This window comes from Phytohabitans rumicis, from assembly GCF_011764445.1.
Classification (GTDB): Bacteria; Actinomycetota; Actinomycetes; order Mycobacteriales; family Micromonosporaceae; genus Phytohabitans; species Phytohabitans rumicis.
Window position 1 is genome coordinate 748073 of record NZ_BLPG01000002.1, and the last position, 19079, is coordinate 767151.

Here is a 19079-nt window from a genome sequence, read left to right on the forward strand (position 1 = left end):
CGACCAGCCGGGCCCGCGAGCGGGTCAGCGTACGGACCGCGGCCTCCTCCCCGGCGCGAGCAGCAGCCGGGCCAGTTCGCCGTGCGCCACCGCGGCGAGCGGCACGGCGTACAGCAGGAGCAGGGCGAACACCAGCAGGGCGAGCGCGGCCAGCGCCGCCACGACGAAGGCGGCCACCACGTCGGCCGGCTCGGCCGCAGCCGGACCGGAGCGGGCGAACGCGCCCGCCCCGATGAGCAGCACCGGCGCGCACACCAGCGCGACGGCGGCCGCGTCGAGCAGCAGGAGCACCGTGCCGTGCAGGACCAGGTAGGCCAGCTCCCGCCAGGTGACCGGCTCGGCGCGCCGGGTGCGCAGCCAGGCCACCGGCCCGGGACGGTCCGGGCGGCGGTGCGGGTCGGGCAGCGCCGGGCCGCCGAGCAGCCGCAGCCGGCGCCGTTCGAGGGCGACCAGCGGCGCGGTCAGCAGCGGCGTGCCCACCCCCAGGCCCAGCACCAGCGCCGCCGGGAGCCAGACCAGCGTGACGGCGCCGGCGACCGCCCCCGAGACGAGGTACGCCAGCGCGCGTGCCGGCCACGGCGAGGCCAGCAGGCGCCACGGTCCGTCACGCAGCGCCTGCCGCGCCGTGCTCGCCCCGGGCCGTGCCATGCCCGACACCGTACGCGGTAGGGCTAGCCCTCCCCCAAGATGCGGCCGCGGCCTCCTGTGCCGGCGGCGTGCGGCGGCTTCGATGAGCCGATGGACACGATCGAGCGGGTCAGCATCGAGTGCCGCGGCCTCCGCAAGGCGTACGGGCGGACGGTGGCCGTGGACGGGCTGTCGTTCACCGTCGAACCTGGCCGGGTGACCGGGTTCGTGGGGCCGAACGGGGCGGGCAAGTCCACCACGATGCGGATGATCCTCGGACTGGACCGGCCGGACGCCGGCGCCGCCCTGGTCGGCGGCCAGCCGTACCGGGACCTGCGGACCCCGCTGCGCCGGGTGGGCGCGCTGCTCGACGCGGGCGCGGTGCACCCCGGCCGGCGGGCCCGCGACCATCTACTGTGGATGGCCCAGTCGAACCGCCTGCCCGCCCGGCGCACCGACGAGGTGCTGGAGCTGGTCGGGCTCGCCACGGTCGCCCGGCGCCGGGCCGGCGACATGTCGCTGGGCATGCGGCAGCGCCTCGGGATCGCCGCGGCGCTGCTCGGCGACCCGCCGGTGCTGATGTTCGACGAGCCGGTCAACGGCCTCGACCCGCAGGGCGTGCACTGGGTCCGCGGCCTGCTGCGCGGGTTGGCGGCCCAGGGCCGGACGGTCTTCGTGTCCAGCCACCTGATGAGCGAGCTGGCCGACACCGCCGACCACCTCGTGGTCATCGGCCGGGGACGGCTGCTGGCCGACGCGAGTGTGCGCGACCTCACCGCCGGAGCGTCCACTTTGGAGCAGGCGTACCTGGAGCTGACCCGCGACGCGGTCGACTACGGGCGGGCGTCGTGAGCCTGCTGCGCGCCGAGTGGACCAAGCTGCGCACCGTACCGGGCCTGGCCTGGTGCCTGCTCGCCGCGGCCGGCGCCATCGCCGCGTTCGCGGTGGTGATCTCGTCCGGCAGCCCGGGGACCTTCGGTGGCGCGGCCTACGTCGACGAGTTCCGCTTCGTCCACCGGCCGCTGACCGGCGACGGCACGCTCGTGGCCCGCGTCCGCACCCAGGACGGCGGCCACCCGTGGGCGATGGCCGGCATCCTGCTCAAGCAGAGCGCCACCCCCGGGGCACCGTACGCGGCGCTGATGGTCACCCCCGGCCACGGCGTACGGCTCCAGTCGGGTTTCACCACCGACCTCGCCGGCAGCCGCCGCCCGGCCCCGCGCTGGCTCAGGCTCACCCGCGCCGGTGCCACCGTCACCGGGTACGAGTCGGCCGACGGCACCGCGTGGAGCACGGTCGGCACCGTCACGCTCGACGCGCTCGGGCCGAGCGCGCAGGCCGGCCTGTTCGTCACGTCGCCGGGCATGACGCGCGTCGTACCCATGCGTCCCGCTCTTGTGCGGATCCGGCCCGGCTCCGCGACGTTCGACTCGGTGCGCCTGGAGACCGAGACGCCGCAGCCGGCGGCGGCCTGGCGCGGCACGGACGTCGGCGGGCCCGCGGACCGGTCCGGTCCCGCCGCGCCCGACCCGGACGGCGCCTTCACGCTGACGGGGTCCGGCGACATCGTCGGCCGGACCGACGACGGCAGCCGGATCGTGGCCGCCACCGCCGGCACGATCTTCGGCGTGCTGCCCATCGTCGCGCTGGGCGCGCTGGTGACGACGTCGGAGTACCGGGGCCACGCGATCCGGACGACGCTGGCCGCCAGCCCCCGGCGCGGCCGGGTGCTCGCCGCGAAGGCGGTCGTGGCCGGCGGCGCCGCCTTCGCCGCCGGGCTCGCCGGCACCGCGCTGGCGCTGCTGGTGAGCCAGCCGCTGCTGCGGCGGCAGGGCTTCCGCCCGCCCGTCTATCCCGATCCGGCCCTGTCCGACCCGGCGGTCTGGCGGGTCGTCGCCGGGACCGCCGCGTTTCTCGCGCTGGTCGCCGTGCTCGGCGTCGGCCTCGGCGCGATCCTGCGGCGCGGCGCCGGCACGATCGCGGTGCTCGCCGGGGCACTGCTCGTCCCGCTGGTCGTCACGCCGTTCCTGCCGGCCGACGCCGGCCGGTGGGTGCAGCGGCTGGCGCCGCTCGCCGGGCTCTCCCTCCAGCAGGTCCGCGAGAGCGACGACGCGCTGCTGCTGCCCTGGGCAGGCCGTCCGTGGACCGGCCTCGCGGTCCTGTGCGGCTACGCCGGGCTCACACTCCTGCTCGGGTACGCCGTGCTGCGTCGCCGGGACGCGTGAGATGCACGCCGAGTGGACCAAGCTGCGTACCGCACCCGCCACGGCCCGGCTGCCGCTGGCCATCGCCGCCCTGACCATCGGGCTGACCCTCGCGGTCACCGCCCTCGCGGAGCCGGGCACCACGGCGTGTGCCGGCGGCTGCGACACCACCGCGCTCGTCCTCTCCGGTGTCCACCTTGGACATGCGCCGGCCGTCGCGCTGGCCGTCCTCGTCATCGCCGGCGAGTACGACAGCGGCCTGATCGCCACGACGCTCACCGCGACCCCGCGCCGGCTCACCGTGCTGGTGGCCAAGGCGGCCGCCGTCGCCGCGGCGGTGCTCCCCGGCGCCCTGGTGGGGGTGGCCGGCGCCCTGCTCGCCGGCCACTCGCACGGGTACGGCGTGCCCCTGCGCGCCGCCGCCACGGCGGTGCCGCACCTGGTGCTCGCCGCGCTGCTGAGTCTCGGCGCGGCGACCGCGCTCCGGCACACCGCGCCGGCCCTCACCACCGTCCTCGGCCTGCTCTACCTGCCGCCGATCCTGGCCCAGTTCGTCGCGGACGCGGCCTGGCGCGCGCGGATCGACGCGTACGCCCCGATGACCGCCGGCCTCGGCGTGCTCGCCGCCGAGGCGGCCGTCGCGCTGGCGGTGGGCGCCGCCTTCCTCCTCACGAGGTCCGCAACGCCCTGATGGCCAGGTCGCACTGGCCGATGACGGCGTAGTCCCACTCGTCCTTGGGCGCGCGGGCCCGGTACGCGCCACGCAGTCGGCGCAGCGGCGCCACGGCCCGCTGGTCGCCGATCCTGCCCAACACGAGTGCCAGGTAGGCCGCCACCTTGGCGGGCCGGCCTTCCAGGTGGCGAAGCAGGTCAGGTACGGCGGCCGGGCCCATTGCGACGAGCTCATCCACGGCCGCGCTCGGCACCAGCACCGGAGTGCCCAGTTCGGACGCGGGTGACTCCAGCCGGCCCAGCGTGTCGAGGAGCTCCTCGACGCGCCGGGGGTGCGCGGTGCCATCCATCGGGCCCGCTAGGAGACGGTCTTCCTGGTGACCGACCCGCTGGTGACCCTGATCGACAGCGACCAGGACACCGACTGGCGGCCGCCCGGGCCGATGAGCGAGGTCACGAAGTCCCGGTCCCACTCCGCGTTGGTGGTCGCGCCGTAGCCAATGCTCGGCGGGTCCGCCATCGAGATGTTGAGGCCGCCGCCGAGCCACTCCTGGCGGAACGGGGCTCGGGACGCGTCGCGGCCGGACTTGGCGATGTCGTCGAACGTCTGCCCCTCGGTGGGGTCGGTGACGCCGTTGATGCGGTCGCGGGTCCGGGTCACGGACTGGGCCAGCGAGAACTTCGACGAATCGCAGGGGCCCGAGATCGTCCCGAAGAGCTGTACCTTGGCCCCGACCCGGCGGCCCGTGTCGAAGGTGCCGGCGGTGCCCGCACCACCGCCCCAGTAGCCCTTGCCCACGAGGTCGGGATAGTAGTCGTCGAGCGAGAAACCGCCCTGGAACGACCCCGACACCACCTTGGTCATGCTGGTCGGCGCGGCGCAGGCGTCCCCGCCCGCTGCCGGCGCCTGGGCCAGTACCGGCCCAAGGCCCGCGTCGGGCGCCTCGACCTTCTCGTCGTCCTGGCCCAGGACGGGGATCGACGCCTCGCCGGGGTCGAGCACGGCGAAGCGGGAAAGGTCGTGTCCGGCGCCGGGCGATTCCGGCCGGCGGCCGGGCCAGACCGCCACCGGTGCCGAGCTCCGCCCGGCCGGTTGCCAGGTGTTGGCGGCTTTCCGGGAACGGCTTGAGGTGTCGAACGCGTACATGATGCCCACCGAAGGATCGGCTGTGTGGCCTCCAGGCTATGCCCGGAGGCCGTCCCGGCAAGGCAACTGTCCGTTCCGCGTCACCCGGGCAGCGCCGGGCCGGCACCGTTGTGGTGCGGCTCGGGCTCCGCCGGCACCGGTACGGGGACCGCCTCCGGCTGCCGCGCGGGCGGGCCGACGGGCAGTTCGGAGGTCACGTCCGCGGGCGGGGCGGCGGGCTGCCGGGCCGCCACCATCGGGAACTCGCCGGTCTGTACGTTCCCCGCGGCGGCGGCCATCACCGCGGCCGCGGCCAGGTCGGCCACCCGCTTCGCCTCGCGCTGCACCCGGGCCCGCACCTCCTTGGCGTGCCGGTCGGCGGACTCGGCCGCGCCCCGCACCTCCTCCAGCCGGGCGAGGTCCGTGGCCAGGTCCTCGCGGACCTCGCCGAGCCGCTGCTGGAACTGCCCGACCTCGTCTTCGAGGGCCGCGGCCTCCTGGCGGGTCTGCGCGAGCCGCTGCTGGGCGGACTCCGTCTCGCCCTGCAGCTGGGTCAGCGCCTGGCGCTGCGCGCGGATCTCCTGCTGGACGGACACGAGGTGCTGCTGGTGGGCGGCGGCCTGCTCCTCCGCGCGGCGCCGCACGTCGGCCGCGTGCTGCTGCGCCTCCGCCAGCAGGGTCGCGCTGCCCTGCTCGGCCACCGAGCGCTGCTGCGTGAGGTCCCGGTCGGCGGCCGCCCGGAACTCCCCGATCTCGTGCTCCACGGTGGCCTGCCACTGCGTCAGCTCCTGCTGGGCCTGGGCGCGGCCGGCGTCGACCTCCTGCTGAAGCTGCGCCCGGGTCGCCTCGATCATGGCCTCCAACTCGGCCCGCGCCTGCTCGGCCCGCTGCGCGCTCTCCTCGCTGATCCGCTGCGCCTCCTGCTGAGCGTGCTGCCGGGCGGCTTCCCCGTCCGCCCGCATCCGCTCCCCCAGCTCGCGCAGCTCGGCGAACTCGGCCTGGGCCGCGGCCCGGCGCTCCTCGCGCCGCTCCTGCTCCTCGGCGCGCCGCGCGGCCAGCTCCTCCTCCAGCTCGTGCAGGGTCTGGGCGGCCCGCTCCCGCGCGTCGACGAGCACCTTCTCGGCCTCGGCCTGCAGGTCGGCCGCCCGCTGCGCGGCGTTGTTGGTGATCGCGTCGGCCTGCTTCTCGGCGAGGGCCAGGATCTGGTCGACCATCGGGCCCAGGTCGCGGAACGACGCCCGGTCGATCTGCGGCGGCCGCTGGCGCAGCTCGTTGAGCTCCATGTGCAACTGCGGGACCTGCTGGTTCAGCTCCTGGAACTGGACCACCACGTGGTCCCGCTCGCCGGCCAGCGCCGCGTTCTCGCTCTCCAGCTGCGAGACGTACCGATCCACCTGCCGCTTGTCATAGCCGCGCATCGTGACGTCGAAGCTCGGCTGCGTCGTCATCCTTTCGGGTACCGCGAACAGCTCGCCACCACGGGACATGCCCATCCTCCATACGACCGCGCCGCCCTGAACCTGGCCACGCTACCGCTAGCCTCGAATCATGAAGGCGCTGGGACTCAACCCCATCCTCAACGTGACCAACTTGCAAGAAAGCTTCCGCTGGTTCGGCATGATCGGTTGGCAGAAGGCATGGGACTGGGGTGATCCACCGACCTTCGGCGCGGTCCGGTCCGGGCACTGCGAGATCTTCCTGTGCGAGGGCGGGCAGGGTGGACGCGGGCGCGGGGAGGCGACAGCGACGTTCGGGCCGGACGGCGACCAGACCGGCGACCGCGGCGTGTGGATGTCGATCTGGGTGGACGACGTCGACGCCGTCCACCAGCAGTGCCTCGCGGGCGGGATCGAGGTCACCTGGCCGCCCACCGATCACCCGTGGGGCGTACGCGAGATGCACATCCGGCATCCGGACGGGCACGTCTTCCGCATCAGCCGGGGCGCCCAGCACGATCATGACCATCCGCACGGTCACGATCATGGCCATGAGCACTAGCTTTTAGCCGCACTCCACCCGCATTCCAGTCGCCCGTCTTAGCCTGGGCCCGCGTACCCAGCAGCGACGAAGGGACAACGACGTGCTCTCGGGAACGGCGGGGCAGGACGTGGACGTCGCCATCTCAGCGCGGGAGCGGGCGTCGGGCGAGTTGTCCGCCGACAACGCCCGGCTGGCCACGCTGCTGTTGCACACCCGGGGGTGCGTGGTCCTGCGGGGCGCGCTGCCCACCGACGTCGTCGCGGCGACCGACGCGGCGTTCACCGATGTCTTTTCCGACTGCCTGGCCAGCGCGGACGGCGACAGCCTGCACATGGCCGGCATCCAGTGCCGGATCGCCCAGCGGACGCGGGCGGTGTTCTGGGAGCGCAACCGCCGCTGGCGCATCTTCCCCGGCTGCGCGCGCCGTTCGACAGCCCGTGGGTGCTGGCGAACCCGTTCGCCATGCAACTGCTGCGGGGAATGCTCGGCCCGAACTACCAGTGCAAGTTCGTCTCCAGCGACACCTGCCTCAACGGCGCGGAGATCCAGTCACCGCACCGGGAGATGGACCCCGGGCTGTCCTGGGAGCCGCGCGGCTACGTCGTCAACGTCCCGCTGCACCGCTGCGACCTGGACAACGGGCCGCTGGAGGTGTGGCCGTGCGGCAGCCACCTGTGGCGCGACGACGTGATCCGCGGGCAGCTGGGCTTCGACGACACCGTCCAAGATGGACGCAACCCGGACTTCGAGTGGCTGGCGTCGCTGTTTCCCTCGCGGCGGGTGGCGCTCGATCCCGGCGACGTGCTGATCCGCGACCCCGCGCTGATGCACCGCGGCACCGTCAACCACACCGACCGGCCGCGGACCATGCTGGCCATCTGCTACTTCCGCGACGGGCTCACGCACAACTACGGGCACCTCGACCTCAACCTGGACCGCGAGCTGTACGAAGGGCTGGCGCCGCACGTCCGGCACCTGTTCTCCGCCGCCCTGGAGGAGCCGGCGACCGTCTGACTCCTCTTTTTTTACAGCTTCTCGGTTAGCCACAGCGCCAGCAGCACCAGCGGGCCGAGCGCGAGGACGGCCAGCAGGAGCGTCCGGCGCCAGTCCCGCTTCGGCGTACGGATCGCGAAGTCCGCCATCTGGCCGTACGCCTCGACCTGGCCGGCGGGCGAGAACGGGTTCGTGGACCTCACCTCCGGCACCGCCTGCGGCGGGGTCACGTCCTGCTCGCTGCCCGTCGGGCGGATCCGCGGCGGCAACCGGCGGTACGGGTTGCCGTCCCGCTCGTCGTCCCCGGCGCTCATCGGGCCAGCGCCTCGTCGACTCCGGGCTCCAGCCGGCCCAGGTGGACCGGGTCGCGGCCGGACACCGCGTCGTACACGGCCTTGACGCAGGCGCCGTGCTCCCGGGTCGAGCTGATCAGCCACGGCACCCGGTACCGCTTGACCGAGTCGTCCCCGACCCCGTAGGCCGCCACGCCCAGCCGCCGGCACAGCGCGACCGCCCGCGGCAGGTGGTACGTCTGGGTCACCACGATCGCCTCCTGCACGCCGAAGATCCGGTGGGCGCGGGCGCACGAGTCGTACGTGTCGAACCCGGCGTGGTCCAGCACGACCTTCTCGGACGGTACGCCCGCGCTGGTCAGCCAGCGCAGCATCGCGCCCGGCTCGTTGTACTCCCAATGCATGTGGTCGCCGGAGACCAGGATCGCGCGCACCTTTCCGGTCTCCAGCAGCCGCTGGGCGACCTCCAGCCGGCCGGCCAGGAACGGCGAGGGCGTGCCGTCGTCGTACACCTGGGCGCCCAACACCAGCGCGACCGGCGCCTCCGGCACGCTCTGCTCGGTGTAGATGTGCCCGTCGGCGCTGATCCGCACCCAGGCCACGCTCGCGGCGGTGGCAGCGACCGCGAACGCCGTGCCGGCCACCCCCATCCGTACGGCCCGGCGCACCCAGCGCCGCACCCAAGGGCGTGCGCGAAGGATCTTCAGCATGGCCCTCACAATCGCACCCCCCGTCAACCCCGCCCCGCCGTGCGTCGATCAAAGGCTTCTCCGCGTCGATCAAGGGCATACGGCCGTGGTTTGATCTCTAATCCACGACCGTATGCCCTTGATCCGCACAGAAGTCCTTGATCGACGCACGCGGGCGGAGCACAGCGGACCGCCACACGCGGGGCGGAGGCGATCGACGCCAACCCGCGCGGTGATCATGAGGTTAGCGTTGGGGAGAGCGCTTGCCCTAACGCTAACCTCATGATCGCCGCAGCAATCGGGCTACCGTCCGAGCGGTCGGGGAACGACGCGGCCACCGGCGCGTCTTGCGCTGTACCGAGGTTCCCCTAACTACCCGGCCTCGGGCGCCCCACTCACGCAGCGGGCTGCCGTCCCACTTCCCCCGCGGCACCGCACTCCACCGATCAAGGAATTCCGCGTCGACCAAGGGCAAACGGTCGTGGATTGGAGATCAAAGCACGACCATTCGCCCTTGATCGACGGCGGGGAGGCGGGCGCGGCGCGCGGCGCGGGCGCGGCGCGGGGCGGGCGCGGGCGCGGGCGCGGGCGCGGGCGGACGAGGGTGGCTGGGAGGGGGAGGGGGTGTTAGCCGCCGCAGCCCCCACCGCCGCCGCCTCCGCCGCTGTCGCTGCCGGACGAGCCGCAGCTGCTGGAGCCTGAGCCGGCGCCGCAGCTGTATCCGCCGCTGGTGCTGCCGCTCGTGGCGCCGCCGGACGAGCCGGCGCCGACGTACGCGGCCGCGAACCGCCTGCGGACGTCGGCCTCGGCGGCGAACGCCGGGTCGGCCGCCCACAGCGCCGGCGTGCCGAAGAGCGCGACCGCCGTGGCAGCGCCGGTCGCGCCGTAGAGGGTCCAGGCCGGGTGCTGCGCGGGCGCCAGGTGCGTGTTGCCGCCGCGCAGCACCGTCAGGACGTGGTCGGCCGCTTGGGTACGCCGTGGCCGCCGGCGGTAGAGCAACACGATTACCACGGCCAGGGCAACCAGGGCCACCACGAGGTACCCGACCGGCCGGTCGTTGGCGATGCCGGCGAACAGCCGGGCCACGCCCAGCAGCAGCACGGCCAGCAGGACGCGCCGGCCGGTGCGCAGGGCACCGAACGCCGCCACGCCGGGCAGCAGGCCCATCTGCTCCAGGCGCTCGCGCAGGCGGGCCAGTTCGGCGGCGACCCCGGCGTCGGCGGCGAGCTGGCCGGTGCGCCGCGAGGTCCCGGCCGCGGCGTACACGGCACGTTCCAGCGGGCTGGCCCCGGCCGGCAGCGCCTCGGTCGGCACCAGGAACCGGTCCGGCGCCGGCGACGTACCGACCGCGCCGGCGCAGCGCAGCGCGGCCAGCGCGGAGTAGATCGCCAGCTCGGGCCCGCCCTGCAAGTAGGCGATCTCCTGCGCGGCCAGGGAGTTGGCGGACACGCCGGGAATGCCGGCGAGCACCCGGTGCCGGTGGACCAGCACCCCGACGACCGTGCCGATCGCCAGCACGAGATACATCACGAGGAACGCGGGCCCGCTGATCCCCAGGTGTTGCCTTCTACCGCGTACCCAATCATGGTGGTCAGTGTGAGTGCGGATCGCGCGATGGGCGCCGCGGGCGCCCCATTCTTGAGAGAATTTTGAAAGGTTCGGAGGAGGCAAGAAAGTGCTCACGGGTACGGTGCTCTTCGCGGCCACCATGACCACGGGGCTCATGGCCGGGGTGTTCTTCATCTACGCCAACGCCTACATGCCGGGGTTGGGGCGCACGGACGACCGGACGTTTGTCGGCGCGTTCCAGGCGACCGACCGGGCGATCATCAACCCGCTGTTCATGGGTCTTTTCTTCGGCTCGCTCGTCCTCATAGGGCTCGCCGCACTGCTGTATCTGGGGAAGGCGCCCTGCCCTGGATCGTCGTGGCGTTCGTGCTGTATCTGGTCACGGTCGGCATCACCGTGGCCATCAACGTGCCGCTGAACGACGCCCTCAAGGCGGCCGGCGACCCGGACACCATCGGCGATCTGGCGCGGGTCCGAAAGGACTTCAACGAGGCGCGCTGGGTGGCGTGGAATTGGGTCCGCGTCGTGTTGAGCACCGGGGCGTTCGGCTGTCTGGTCGCGGCGGTCCGGCAATCATGACAGAAGATGTCAGGGGTACGGCCCTACGGTGGCCGGCATGAGAAACAGTGATTTCGACTTCCTGACCGGTCATTGGACCAGCCGCCAGCGCCGGCTGGTCAAGGCGCTGGCCGGCAGCGACGAGTGGTACGAGTTCGACGCCACCCTCGACTGCCAGGTGCTGCTGGACGGCAACGGCGTCTTCGACGTCCTGCGCGCCCCGGAGCGCGACATGGAGGGCCTCACCCTGCGGCTGTACAACCCGGACGAGGGCGTGTGGCGGATCTGGTGGGCCGCCAAGACCAGCGGCGGGCAGCTCGACGTGCCGGTCGTCGGCCGCTTCGTGGACGGGGTCGGCACCTTCGAGTGCGACGACACCTGGGAGGGTACGCCGATCCGGGTGCGCTACCGGTGGTCCGAAGTGGACACCCCGCGGCCGCGGTGGGAGCAGGCGTTCTCGACCGACGGCGGGCAGACCTGGGAGGTCAACTGGGTGGCCACGTTCAGCCGCTCGTAACCGGCTTGCGGCGGATGGTGTAGTCCAGCACCAGGAACGGCAGCCCGAAGACCCAGAAGGCGTGTTCGGCACGCAGCTCGCCGCCCGCGACGTACACGTCGAGCTGCTCGGCGAAGCCGTGCACCGCCAGGGTGGTCAGCTGCCGGGAGTCCGGGTCGATGTACGTCAGGTAGTGACCGGGCTGGTCCAGGTCGCTGCGGCTGCTGAGCACCAGGCCGCCGTCCGGGCGCGGTCGGGGCTCCAGGGTGGCCGTGAAGCTGGCGTGCGGCAGCGGGAAGCCCACGCTGACGTACCCGCGACCGGCGTGCCGGTAGGTGGTGTAGATGCCGACGTAGATCGGCTCGTCGGTGTCCGCGAACGAGCGGATCCAGCCGCGGACGGCCACCGCACCGTCCTGGCCCGGGCTGATCGTGTCGATGCGGCTGCGCACGCCGCGCTGCGTCTCCTTCTGGTTCATCGGCACGTTGGCCTGCCCGAGCGGGCGCGCCAGCAGGCCGCGGTACAGCAGGTAGCCGGGGCGGACCCACAGCCGCCACCGGGGCACGATGTCCAGCGTGAAGCGGGTGGTGTGCTCGTAGAACTCCCGCACCCGCGGGTCGACGGCGGCCGGGTCGAACCCCGGCCCGGCCAGCTCGTCGAAGTCCGCGACGATGCCGACGTCGGGGGCGTCCGCCCGGTATCCGCCGCCGAGCACCTCGGCAAGCTCGCGCACGTAGCCGGTGCCGACATACGCGGTACGCGATTCCAGCGGCACCACGAACGGGAGCTCCTCCTGGTCGACCTCCTCGGCGAGCAGGCTCACCTGAGGGTCGCGGAAAATCAGGGCGGAAAGAGTCCGGAACGCGACCACCGTGGTGGCCGAGACGATCGCCGCCGGCGCCGCCCAGTCGCCGGCGGACAGCGCCCAGCCGATCGCGGCGCCGAGCACCGGGCCGAGCACCACCTTGTGCGGCCGGACACCCAGCAGCCCGACGACGGCGCCGGTGACCACGCCGACCAGCACCGGGCCCGCGCCGGTCAGCCACCCGGCGGCCCAGCCGAGCGGGGCCACCAGGGCCGCGCTCATGACGATCCGCGACCACAGCGCGGGGATCTCGCCGGGGCGCTGCCGGGCGCGGGCCACCGCCTCGGAAGCCACCAGGAGCGCGGCACCGGCGAGCGCCCCGAGCAGCGCGGCCCGCGTACCCCAGGAGGCCGTGACCGCGGCGCCGGCCAGGGCGCCGATCAGGCCGGCGAGGCCGACGGAGCCCCGGCGTTCGGAACGATCAGCTGGCACGCCCCGAAACCTACCCGGCGGCCCGTCAGCTCCCCACCTCGCTGACCTCGGCGAAGGGGCCGTTGTGCCAGACCGCGTGGATGATGAAGTAGTGGTTGGGCTCGGTGAACTGGACCGCGAGGTTGCCCGGCTCGTTCTGCACGGTGTCGACCGAGTAGCCCGGGTTCGGGTGGCGGTGACCAGCTGGACCCGGCCGGGGGTCATCCGGATCAGCGCCTGGCCGCCGCCCACCCGGAACGACCGGGTGTACGTCGTCTGCCCGTCCGCCCCGGTGGTCACCGTCCATCCGTCCACCGTGGCGGCGGCCGGCGCCGGGGTGGTGGCGGCCCGTGTGGCGGAGGGCTTCCGTGAGGGCGTAGGAGAAGGAGGCGTCACCGGTGGCGCGCCTGTCGTCACGGAGGGTGCCGCCGCGGGCCGTTCGACTGGCGGGGCGGCCACGCCGGGCGTGGCGGTACGCAGCACCGGCTGGAGCGCCACCGTGGCCACGCCGATGCTGGCCAGGGTGGCCGCGCACCAGCCGACCACCGGCACCCACCCACGCAGCCGCATGCGGCCATTGAACCACCGCGCCTATGGTGAACCGCATGGCCCGGATCCTGCTGGTCGAGGATGACCGCATCATCGTCGCGGCGCTGACCCGCGCGCTGGTCGACGCCGGACACGTCGTACGCGCCACGGCACAGGCCGCGGACGCGTTGCGCATCGTCACCGAGGACCGGCCCGACCTGGTGATCCTCGACCTGGGCCTGCCGGACATCGACGGCGCCGACGCGCTGCGCATGATGCGGGGCGTGTCCGACGTACCGGTGATCGTGGCGACCGCCCGGCGCTCCGAGGTCGACATCATCAACCTGCTCAACGCCGGCGCCGACGACTACGTGACCAAGCCGTTCTCCGGGGGCACCTGCTGGCCCGGATCGCCGCGGTGCAGCGGCGCGGGCGGGGCGCGCCCGAGGAGGTGCCGAGCATCACGGTCGGCTCCCTCGTGATCAACCCGCAGCAGCGGGACGTACGGCTGGACGGCGTGCCGATCCGGCTCACCCGGCGGGAGTTCGACGTGCTGGCGTACCTGGCCGGGCGGGTGGGGCGGGTGGTCAGCCGCCGGGAGCTGCTGACCCAGGTCTGGCAGCAGGACCGCATCGGCGAGGAGCAGACCATCGACGTACACATCTCGTGGCTGCGGCGCAAGCTGGGCGAGACCGCCGCGGCGCCGCGGTTCCTGCACACGGTACGGGGTGTGGGCGTGAAGCTGGTCGAGCCCGAATGAGGCTGACGCTGGGCCGGCTGGCGCTGGCCATCACGTCGATGGTGGCGCTGGCGTTCCTGGTGCCGCTGGCCGTGCTGACCCGGCAGATCGCGCACGACCGGGCCCTCGGCGAGGCGCGCCAGGAGGCGACCGCGATCGTGGTCGCCCTGGCCGTCGACACCGACACGCGCCTGCTCGACCAGGCCGTCGCGAGCACCGCCGCCGGCAGTGCCGGGCGGCTCGCCGTACACCTGCCCGGTCAGGCCGCGATCGGGGCGTCGCGCGCCGCGGCGGCCGATGTGGACGAATCGGCGCGCAGCCGGCGGCCGACCACTGTGGAGTACGCCGGCGGCGTGGCCTACCTGCAGCCGAGCCTGCTCGACGGCGGCCGCACCGCGGTGATCGAGGTGTTCGTGCCGGACGCCGAGATGTACCGCGGCGTGTGGCCGGCGTGGCTGGCGCTCGCCGCGCTGGCCGTGGTCCTCATCGCGGGGTCCACATTGGTCGCCGACCGGCTCGGCGGCCGGCTGGTACGCGCCACCCGAGAGCTGGCCGCGGGCGCCCGCCGCCTCGGCGAGGGCGACCTCAGTGTGCGGGTGGAGCCGGCCGGCCCGCCGGAGCTGAGCGACGCGGCGCGGTCGTTCAACACGATGGCCGACGGCATGCGGCGGCTCCTCGACGCCGAGCGGGAGCTGGCCGCCGACCTGTCGCACCGGCTGCGCACCCCGCTGACGGCGCTGCGGCTGGACGCCGAGGCGATCCCGCCGGGGCCGGTGGCGGACCGGATGCTGCAGGCGTTCGACCTGCTGGACGACGAGCTGGAGGCGATCATCACCGGCGCCCGGGCCAGCACCGGCACCCGCGCCGAGCACGCCACCGACCTGGTCGACGTGCTCGCCGACCGGCTGGCGTTCTGGTCGGTGCTGGCCGAGGACCAGGGGCGGCGGTCCACTGTGGTCGGTGGGGAGCAGCCGGTGCAGGTGCCGGTGCCGCGGGGCGAGCTGATTCTGGCCATCGACGCGTTGCTGGGCAACGTGTTCGCGCACACGCCGGAGGGCACCGCGTTTCTGGTCGACGTCTCCGCGCGCGGGCTCATTGTCGACGATGCCGGGCCGGGCATCGCCGACCCGGCCGCGGCGGTACGGCGGGGCGTGAGCGGCAGCGGCTCCACCGGGCTGGGCCTCGACATCGCGCAGCGGATCGCGCAGTCCGCGGGTGGCCGCCTGGAGATTGGCCGGGGACGGCTCGGCGGCGCCCGGGTGGCGCTGTTACTACCCGGCGTTCCGCGCCCCCGCGGTTAGGGGAGTAAGACAGAGATTTATAGGGTCGTTAAGGTCCCGTTATGGTGACCGTCCATAGCGTCCCCGGTCATGCGTAGAGTTCTCATCTATCCCCTCGTGGTCCTGGGCACCGCCGCCGCGGGCCTGGTCGCCACCGGCAGTGCCGCCTCCGCCCACGGGTACGTTTCCGCGCCGCCCAGCCGCCAGGCGCTGTGCGCGCAGCGGGCGGTCCCCGACTGTGGACAGATCCAGTTCGAGCCGCAGAGCGTCGAGGGGCCGAAGGGGCTGCGCAGCTGCGACGGCGGGCTCGCCCAGTTCGCCGTGCTGGGTGACGACAGCCGCGCGTGGCCGGCGCGTTCGGTGGGCTCGTCGGTGACGTTCACCTGGGTCTTCACCGCCCGGCACCGCACCGCGAACTGGGAGTACTTCATCGGGAACACCCGCGTGGCGGTGGTGGACGGCGGCAACCAGCAGCCCGACGCGGTGGTGTCGCACCAGATCGACCTGTCCCGGTTTCCCGGGCGCCGCACCGTGCTGGCGGTGTGGAACATCGGTGACACCGTGAACGCCTTCTACAGCTGCATCGACCTGAACGTCGGTGGCGGCGGAGGCGGCGTCACTCCCCCGCCGCCCACCCAGGCCCCGCCCACACCCGCACCGCCGACGACCGCGCCGCCGCCCACCAAGGCACCCAGCGGTACACAGTGGACCGCCAACCGCGCCTACCGGATCGGCGACGCGGTCACCTTCCAGGGCAAGCGGTACCGCTGCCGGCAGTCGCACACCTCGCTGACCGGCTGGGAGCCGTCCATCTTCACCCTCGCCCTCTGGCTGCCGGTCTGACGATGCGACGAATCCTCCTGCTGGCCGCCGTCGCGGCCCTGCTCCTGAGCGGCTGCTCAGGAAAGCCCGCACCTGAGGTACCGGCCGCGGCGTCCGAGCACAACGCCACCGACGTCATGTTCCTGCAGATGATGATCACCCAAAACCAGCAGGGGCTGGAGATGACCGCGCTGGCCGCCGACCGCGCTGGCCGCGAGGAGGTCAAGCTCCTCGCCGCCGCCATCGACACGACGCAGCGCGCGGAGGTCGGCATCATGCGGTCCTGGCTCCAGGGCTGGAACGAGGTCACCGCCGTCGCCCCGGACCCGGGCGCGCACGCCAACCACGGCGGACTGCCGGCGACCGGACCCGAGCAGATCGCCGCCCTGCGCGACACCGCGGACGCGGGGTTCGAGACCGCGTTCCTGAGCCTGCTCACCGGGCACCAGCACGCCGCCGTCGAGATGACCCAGCTCGTCGCGGCCGGCGGTGTGAACCCGGAGACCCGGGACCTCGCCCAGCGGATCAAGGAGTCCCGCGGCGAGCAGATCGCCCAGATGCTGCGGTTGATGAACGGGGAGAGCGCATGAAGGTCGCGATCGTCACCGGCGGCTCCCGCGGCATCGGCCGGCAGGTCGTCCGCTGGCTGGCCACCGAGGGCTTCGCCGTCGTGGTGAACTACGCCGCCAATCAGGACGACGCCGACCTGGCCGTCAAGGAGGTGGTGGAGGCCGGCCGCCGGGCCATCGCCGTACGCGCCGACGTGGCCGACGAGGTGGCCGTCGCCGCCCTCTTCGACCGCGCCGAGCAGGCGTACGGCGGGGTGGACGTCGTCGTGCACGCGGCCGGCCGCACGGTCCTCGCCCCGATCGCCGACCTCGACCTGGCGGACCTGGACGACCTGCTCCGCGTGAACGTGCGCGGCACGTTCGTGGTGAACCAGCAGGCCGCCCGCCGGGTACGGGCCGGCGGTGCGATCATCAACTTCTCCGCCTCCGCCGTGGCCCTCGCCGCCGAGGGCCACGGCGCGTACGCGGCCAGCAAGGGCGCGGTGGAGGCGATCACGCTGATCCTGGCCCGGGAGCTGCGCGGCCGGGACGTCACGGTGAACACCGTGGCGCCCGGCCCGACCGCGACGGACGGCATGATGGATGACCGGGACGACGTGGCGATCGCCCAACTCGCCACGCAGCCGCCGCTGCAACGGCTCGGCACCCCGGAGGACATCGCCGAGGTCGTCGCGTTTCTGGCCGGGCCGGCCAGCCGCTGGGTCAACGGCCAAGTGGTACGGGCCAACGGCGGGATCGTCTGAGGTCTAGGCTGCACCACTGTGGACGTTGACCTCGTCGCCAAGGCCGCACTCCTGGCGCCGGAGGCGGTGCTGCGGGCACTGGCCGCCGCCAGTGCCGGCACCGAGCTGTCGGAGCGCCCCGTCGTACGGCTGCGGCTTTCGTCCGGGCACGTCGAGGAGGGCCGGCTGATCGGCGTCGGCACCGACCGTACCGAGGAAGTGGTCGTGCTCGGCGCACCGGCGCACCGCTACCAGCTCCCCGAGCAGGCCGTCTACCTGCGGATGCGCGACGTCGTCTCGGCCGGCGTGTTCGAGGCCGAGCGGTTCCGCGACGTGCTCAGCGGCGGCGCGCTGCCGCTGCCGGTGGACGGCGACCCGGTCAGCCGGCTCGCGCTGCGCCGGGAGTACGCGCCGACGGACGAGCTGCCGGTGCACGTGGAGTGGGACGCGGTGCCCGGCTCGCCCGAGGCCACCGCCAACCTGGCGGCGCTGCTGGCCGCGCTGCGGGAGGCCGTGTCCCGGGTCCGGGCCGACGAGACGGGGCAGCGGGCCTGGTCGGCCGTCGCTACAGTGCGGGTCGAGCACCGGCCGGGCGAGATCCTGGCGGTGCGGCGGACGCCCGACGGCGTGGTGGTGTCGGCCGACCTGACCGCGGCCCTGCCGCGCCGCCTGGACGGCGAGGTCGGCCACCAGCTCGACGCCGTCTTGTAGCACCTACTGGAGGAGGACGCATGGGATTGGCCGAACGGCGCGCGGCGGAGCAGTTCAAGACCGAGGAGTTTCCCGGGTGGCAGCGCCAGATTGACGAGGCGGCCGGCTTCGAGGTGCCGGTCGAGGTCGAGTGGGCCGAGTTGGCCGTCGACGACTACGCCTCGCGCTACACCGAGTTCTTCCCCAAGGTCTACTTCCAGCCGCTGGTGCGCGCGTTGGCGGCCATCACCATCGACGACATGGGCAAGGACGCGCTGAAGGACTCGCTGACGAAGATCGTCATCCGGAACACCGACGCGTACGCCAGCGACACCGGCTTCAGCTTCACCGGCGGGGTGCTGACCATCGACCACCGCCCCGCCACCAACCTGGACCACGACGACGACCGCGCGAAGTGGCTGCAAGAGCTCCTCGAATCCGCTCTGTGAGCGGCCGCGGGAGCTAAATCGGGAAATCTTCGAGCTCCCGGACCGCCGCCGCCAGCGCGGCGTCCACACCGCGTTCCACCATCATCTGGTACGCCGGATCGCCGCTCGCCGCGATCCGGCGGATACCCGCGGCGGAGGCGGCGACCCGCTCCCGCACCGTGGCCACGAAGTCCCCGGGCGGCCCCGTCCACCCGTACCCGTCCAGGAAGAGCCGCAGCCGCCGCGGCCGGGCGGCGAAGTCGGTGAAGCCCTCGGCCGCCACGACGTGCCGCGCGTGCAGCGGCACCCAGGCGAACGCGGTGAAGGCCAGGTCCCAATCGGCGGTGACCGGCGCGGCGAAGTCCCAGTCGAAGAAGCCGACCAGGCGGCCGGCGGACCAGGCCGCGTTGTACGGGGCGGCGTCGTTGTGGCCCACGACCAGCCCCGGCTGCCAGGCACCGCCCTCGCGCCACACCGCGTCCGGCGCGGGCACGAAGTCGGCGACCGCGGCGTGCAGGTCCCGCACCCAGTGGGCCACCTGCGTCAGCGCGCCTTCGTCGTACACCCAGATGGGCCACGGCCTGGTCGTGCCGACCACCTCGCCCGGCAGATAGGACAGGACCTCCCGGCCCTGGTCGTCGAAGCCGAGCGCCCGCGGCGCGCCGGCGAACCCGCGACTCTCCAGGTGGCGCAGCAGCGCGTGCACCGACGGCGTCCATGGTCCCGGCGTCCGGCGCACGGTGTCGCCCACCCGGACCGCGCCGCCCGTGTTGCCGCCGGGCAACCTGACCTCCCGCACGCGCGCCATTCTGCTAGCG

Annotated in this window: 23 protein-coding genes and 2 pseudogenes; 15 read left to right on the forward strand and 10 right to left on the reverse strand. The window is 73.7% G+C overall.

All coding sequences use genetic code 11. The annotated features are described in order from the left end of the window. Positions 1-24: 24 nt before the first annotated feature. Positions 25-648, reverse strand: coding sequence for a sensor domain-containing protein (locus Prum_RS53335; protein ID WP_246278809.1), 624 nt, complete (start codon positions 646-648; stop codon positions 25-27). A gap of 90 nt (positions 649-738) precedes the next feature. Between Prum_RS53335 and Prum_RS47055 the strand changes: the two genes are divergently transcribed. The 3 genes from Prum_RS47055 to Prum_RS47065 are packed head-to-tail and all read left to right on the forward strand — an operon-like array spanning position 739 to position 3522. Continuing rightward, positions 739-1479, forward strand: a complete 741-nt coding sequence (locus Prum_RS47055) for an ABC transporter ATP-binding protein (protein WP_173085968.1) — start codon at positions 739-741, stop codon at positions 1477-1479. After that, positions 1476-2852 carry a DUF1349 domain-containing protein gene (locus Prum_RS47060; RefSeq protein ID WP_173085970.1) on the forward strand — a complete coding sequence of 459 codons (1377 nt, stop codon included), beginning with the start codon at positions 1476-1478 and terminating at the stop codon, positions 2850-2852. Before Prum_RS47055 ends, Prum_RS47060 begins: the two co-directional genes overlap by 4 nt. 1 nt (position 2853) lies before the next feature. Further along, complete coding sequence (locus tag Prum_RS47065; protein ID WP_173085972.1) at positions 2854-3522, forward strand: ABC transporter permease; 669 nt, start codon at positions 2854-2856, stop codon at positions 3520-3522. Here Prum_RS47065 and Prum_RS47070 read toward each other — a convergent pair. The 3 genes from Prum_RS47070 to Prum_RS47080 all read right to left on the reverse strand — a co-directional run bounded on the left by Prum_RS47070 (position 3500) and on the right by Prum_RS47080 (position 6116). Further along, the gene (locus Prum_RS47070) at positions 3500-3853 is read right to left on the reverse strand and encodes a hypothetical protein (protein ID WP_173085974.1); all 354 of its coding nucleotides are present in this window, start codon (positions 3851-3853) and stop codon (positions 3500-3502) included. The genes Prum_RS47065 and Prum_RS47070 overlap by 23 nt on opposite strands. An 8-nt stretch (positions 3854-3861) precedes the next feature. Continuing rightward, entirely contained in the window at positions 3862-4650 is a 789-nt protein-coding gene (locus Prum_RS47075; protein WP_173085976.1) for a hypothetical protein, read from the reverse strand. 80 nt (positions 4651-4730) lie between these two features. Continuing rightward, a complete protein-coding gene (locus tag Prum_RS47080; RefSeq protein ID WP_173085978.1) occupies positions 4731-6116 on the reverse strand; it encodes a hypothetical protein in 1386 nt (461 codons plus the stop codon). 61 nt (positions 6117-6177) lie between these two features. On the opposite strand from Prum_RS47080, the gene Prum_RS47085 reads away from it, so the two are divergent. Then, positions 6178-6627 (forward strand): bleomycin resistance family protein, encoded by a 450-nt coding sequence (locus Prum_RS47085; RefSeq protein ID WP_173085980.1) that lies wholly within the window; start codon positions 6178-6180, stop codon positions 6625-6627. 327 nt (positions 6628-6954) lie between these two features. Then, positions 6955-7623 (forward strand): phytanoyl-CoA dioxygenase family protein, encoded by a 669-nt coding sequence (locus Prum_RS47090; RefSeq protein WP_173085982.1) that lies wholly within the window; start codon positions 6955-6957, stop codon positions 7621-7623. Positions 7624-7634: 11 nt separating this feature from the next. Here Prum_RS47090 and Prum_RS47095 read toward each other — a convergent pair whose 3' ends face one another. The 3 genes from Prum_RS47095 to Prum_RS47105 form a co-directional block, all read right to left on the reverse strand. Continuing rightward, entirely contained in the window at positions 7635-7916 is a 282-nt protein-coding gene (locus Prum_RS47095) for a hypothetical protein (RefSeq protein ID WP_173085984.1), read from the reverse strand. After that, a complete protein-coding gene (locus Prum_RS47100; RefSeq protein WP_173085986.1) occupies positions 7913-8605 on the reverse strand; it encodes a SanA/YdcF family protein in 693 nt (230 codons plus the stop codon). The genes Prum_RS47095 and Prum_RS47100 overlap by 4 nt, the downstream gene beginning before the upstream one ends. A 606-nt stretch (positions 8606-9211) precedes the next feature. Beyond that, a complete protein-coding gene (locus tag Prum_RS47105; RefSeq protein ID WP_173085988.1) occupies positions 9212-10111 on the reverse strand; it encodes a TIGR04222 domain-containing membrane protein in 900 nt (299 codons plus the stop codon). A gap of 148 nt (positions 10112-10259) precedes the next feature. Here Prum_RS47105 and Prum_RS53340 point away from each other — a divergent pair, with 148 nt between their 5' ends. Genes Prum_RS53340 through Prum_RS47115 form a run of 3 tightly spaced genes read left to right on the forward strand, consistent with a single transcriptional unit; the run spans position 10260 to position 11228 of the window. Further along, positions 10260-10571, forward strand: coding sequence for an anthrone oxygenase family protein (locus Prum_RS53340; RefSeq protein ID WP_246278810.1), 312 nt, complete (start codon positions 10260-10262; stop codon positions 10569-10571). Further along, positions 10520-10732, forward strand: coding sequence for an anthrone oxygenase family protein (locus tag Prum_RS53345; RefSeq protein ID WP_246278811.1), 213 nt, complete (start codon positions 10520-10522; stop codon positions 10730-10732). The genes Prum_RS53340 and Prum_RS53345 overlap by 52 nt, the downstream gene beginning before the upstream one ends. 37 nt (positions 10733-10769) lie before the next feature. After that, on the forward strand, positions 10770-11228 hold the full coding sequence (locus tag Prum_RS47115; RefSeq protein WP_173085990.1) for a hypothetical protein: 459 nt from the start codon (positions 10770-10772) through the stop codon (positions 11226-11228). Here Prum_RS47115 and Prum_RS47120 read toward each other — a convergent pair. Then, positions 11215-12504 carry a hypothetical protein gene (locus Prum_RS47120; protein ID WP_173085992.1) on the reverse strand — a complete coding sequence of 430 codons (1290 nt, stop codon included), beginning with the start codon at positions 12502-12504 and terminating at the stop codon, positions 11215-11217. The genes Prum_RS47115 and Prum_RS47120 overlap by 14 nt on opposite strands. Before the next feature lie 25 nt (positions 12505-12529). Beyond that, positions 12530-13053: pseudogene (locus Prum_RS47125) on the reverse strand (DNA mismatch repair protein MutL). A 35-nt stretch (positions 13054-13088) separates the two neighbouring features. Between Prum_RS47125 and Prum_RS47130 the strand changes: the two are divergent. The 7 genes and pseudogenes from Prum_RS47130 (at position 13089) to Prum_RS47160 (ending at position 18282) form a co-directional block, all read left to right on the forward strand. Then, positions 13089-13771 (forward strand): annotated as a pseudogene (locus Prum_RS47130) (response regulator transcription factor). Further along, complete coding sequence (locus Prum_RS47135) at positions 13768-15051, forward strand: sensor histidine kinase (protein ID WP_173085994.1); 1284 nt, start codon at positions 13768-13770, stop codon at positions 15049-15051. Before Prum_RS47130 ends, Prum_RS47135 begins: the two are co-directional and overlap by 4 nt. A gap of 69 nt (positions 15052-15120) precedes the next feature. Further along, entirely contained in the window at positions 15121-15873 is a 753-nt protein-coding gene (locus Prum_RS47140; RefSeq protein WP_173085996.1) for a lytic polysaccharide monooxygenase, read from the forward strand. A gap of 44 nt (positions 15874-15917) precedes the next feature. After that, positions 15918-16442, forward strand: a complete 525-nt coding sequence (locus Prum_RS47145; RefSeq protein ID WP_371871442.1) for a DUF305 domain-containing protein — start codon at positions 15918-15920, stop codon at positions 16440-16442. Further along, entirely contained in the window at positions 16439-17164 is a 726-nt protein-coding gene (locus Prum_RS47150) for an SDR family oxidoreductase (RefSeq protein ID WP_173086000.1), read from the forward strand. Before Prum_RS47145 ends, Prum_RS47150 begins: the two co-directional genes overlap by 4 nt. Positions 17165-17182: 18 nt before the next feature. After that, positions 17183-17854, forward strand: a complete 672-nt coding sequence (locus Prum_RS47155; RefSeq protein WP_173086002.1) for a hypothetical protein — start codon at positions 17183-17185, stop codon at positions 17852-17854. A gap of 20 nt (positions 17855-17874) precedes the next feature. Further along, entirely contained in the window at positions 17875-18282 is a 408-nt protein-coding gene (locus Prum_RS47160; protein WP_173086004.1) for a hypothetical protein, read from the forward strand. A gap of 13 nt (positions 18283-18295) precedes the next feature. Here Prum_RS47160 and Prum_RS47165 read toward each other — a convergent pair whose 3' ends face one another. Then, the gene (locus Prum_RS47165; protein WP_173086006.1) at positions 18296-19069 is read right to left on the reverse strand and encodes an aminoglycoside phosphotransferase/kinase family protein; all 774 of its coding nucleotides are present in this window, start codon (positions 19067-19069) and stop codon (positions 18296-18298) included. Between the last annotated feature and the right edge of the window lie 10 nt (positions 19070-19079).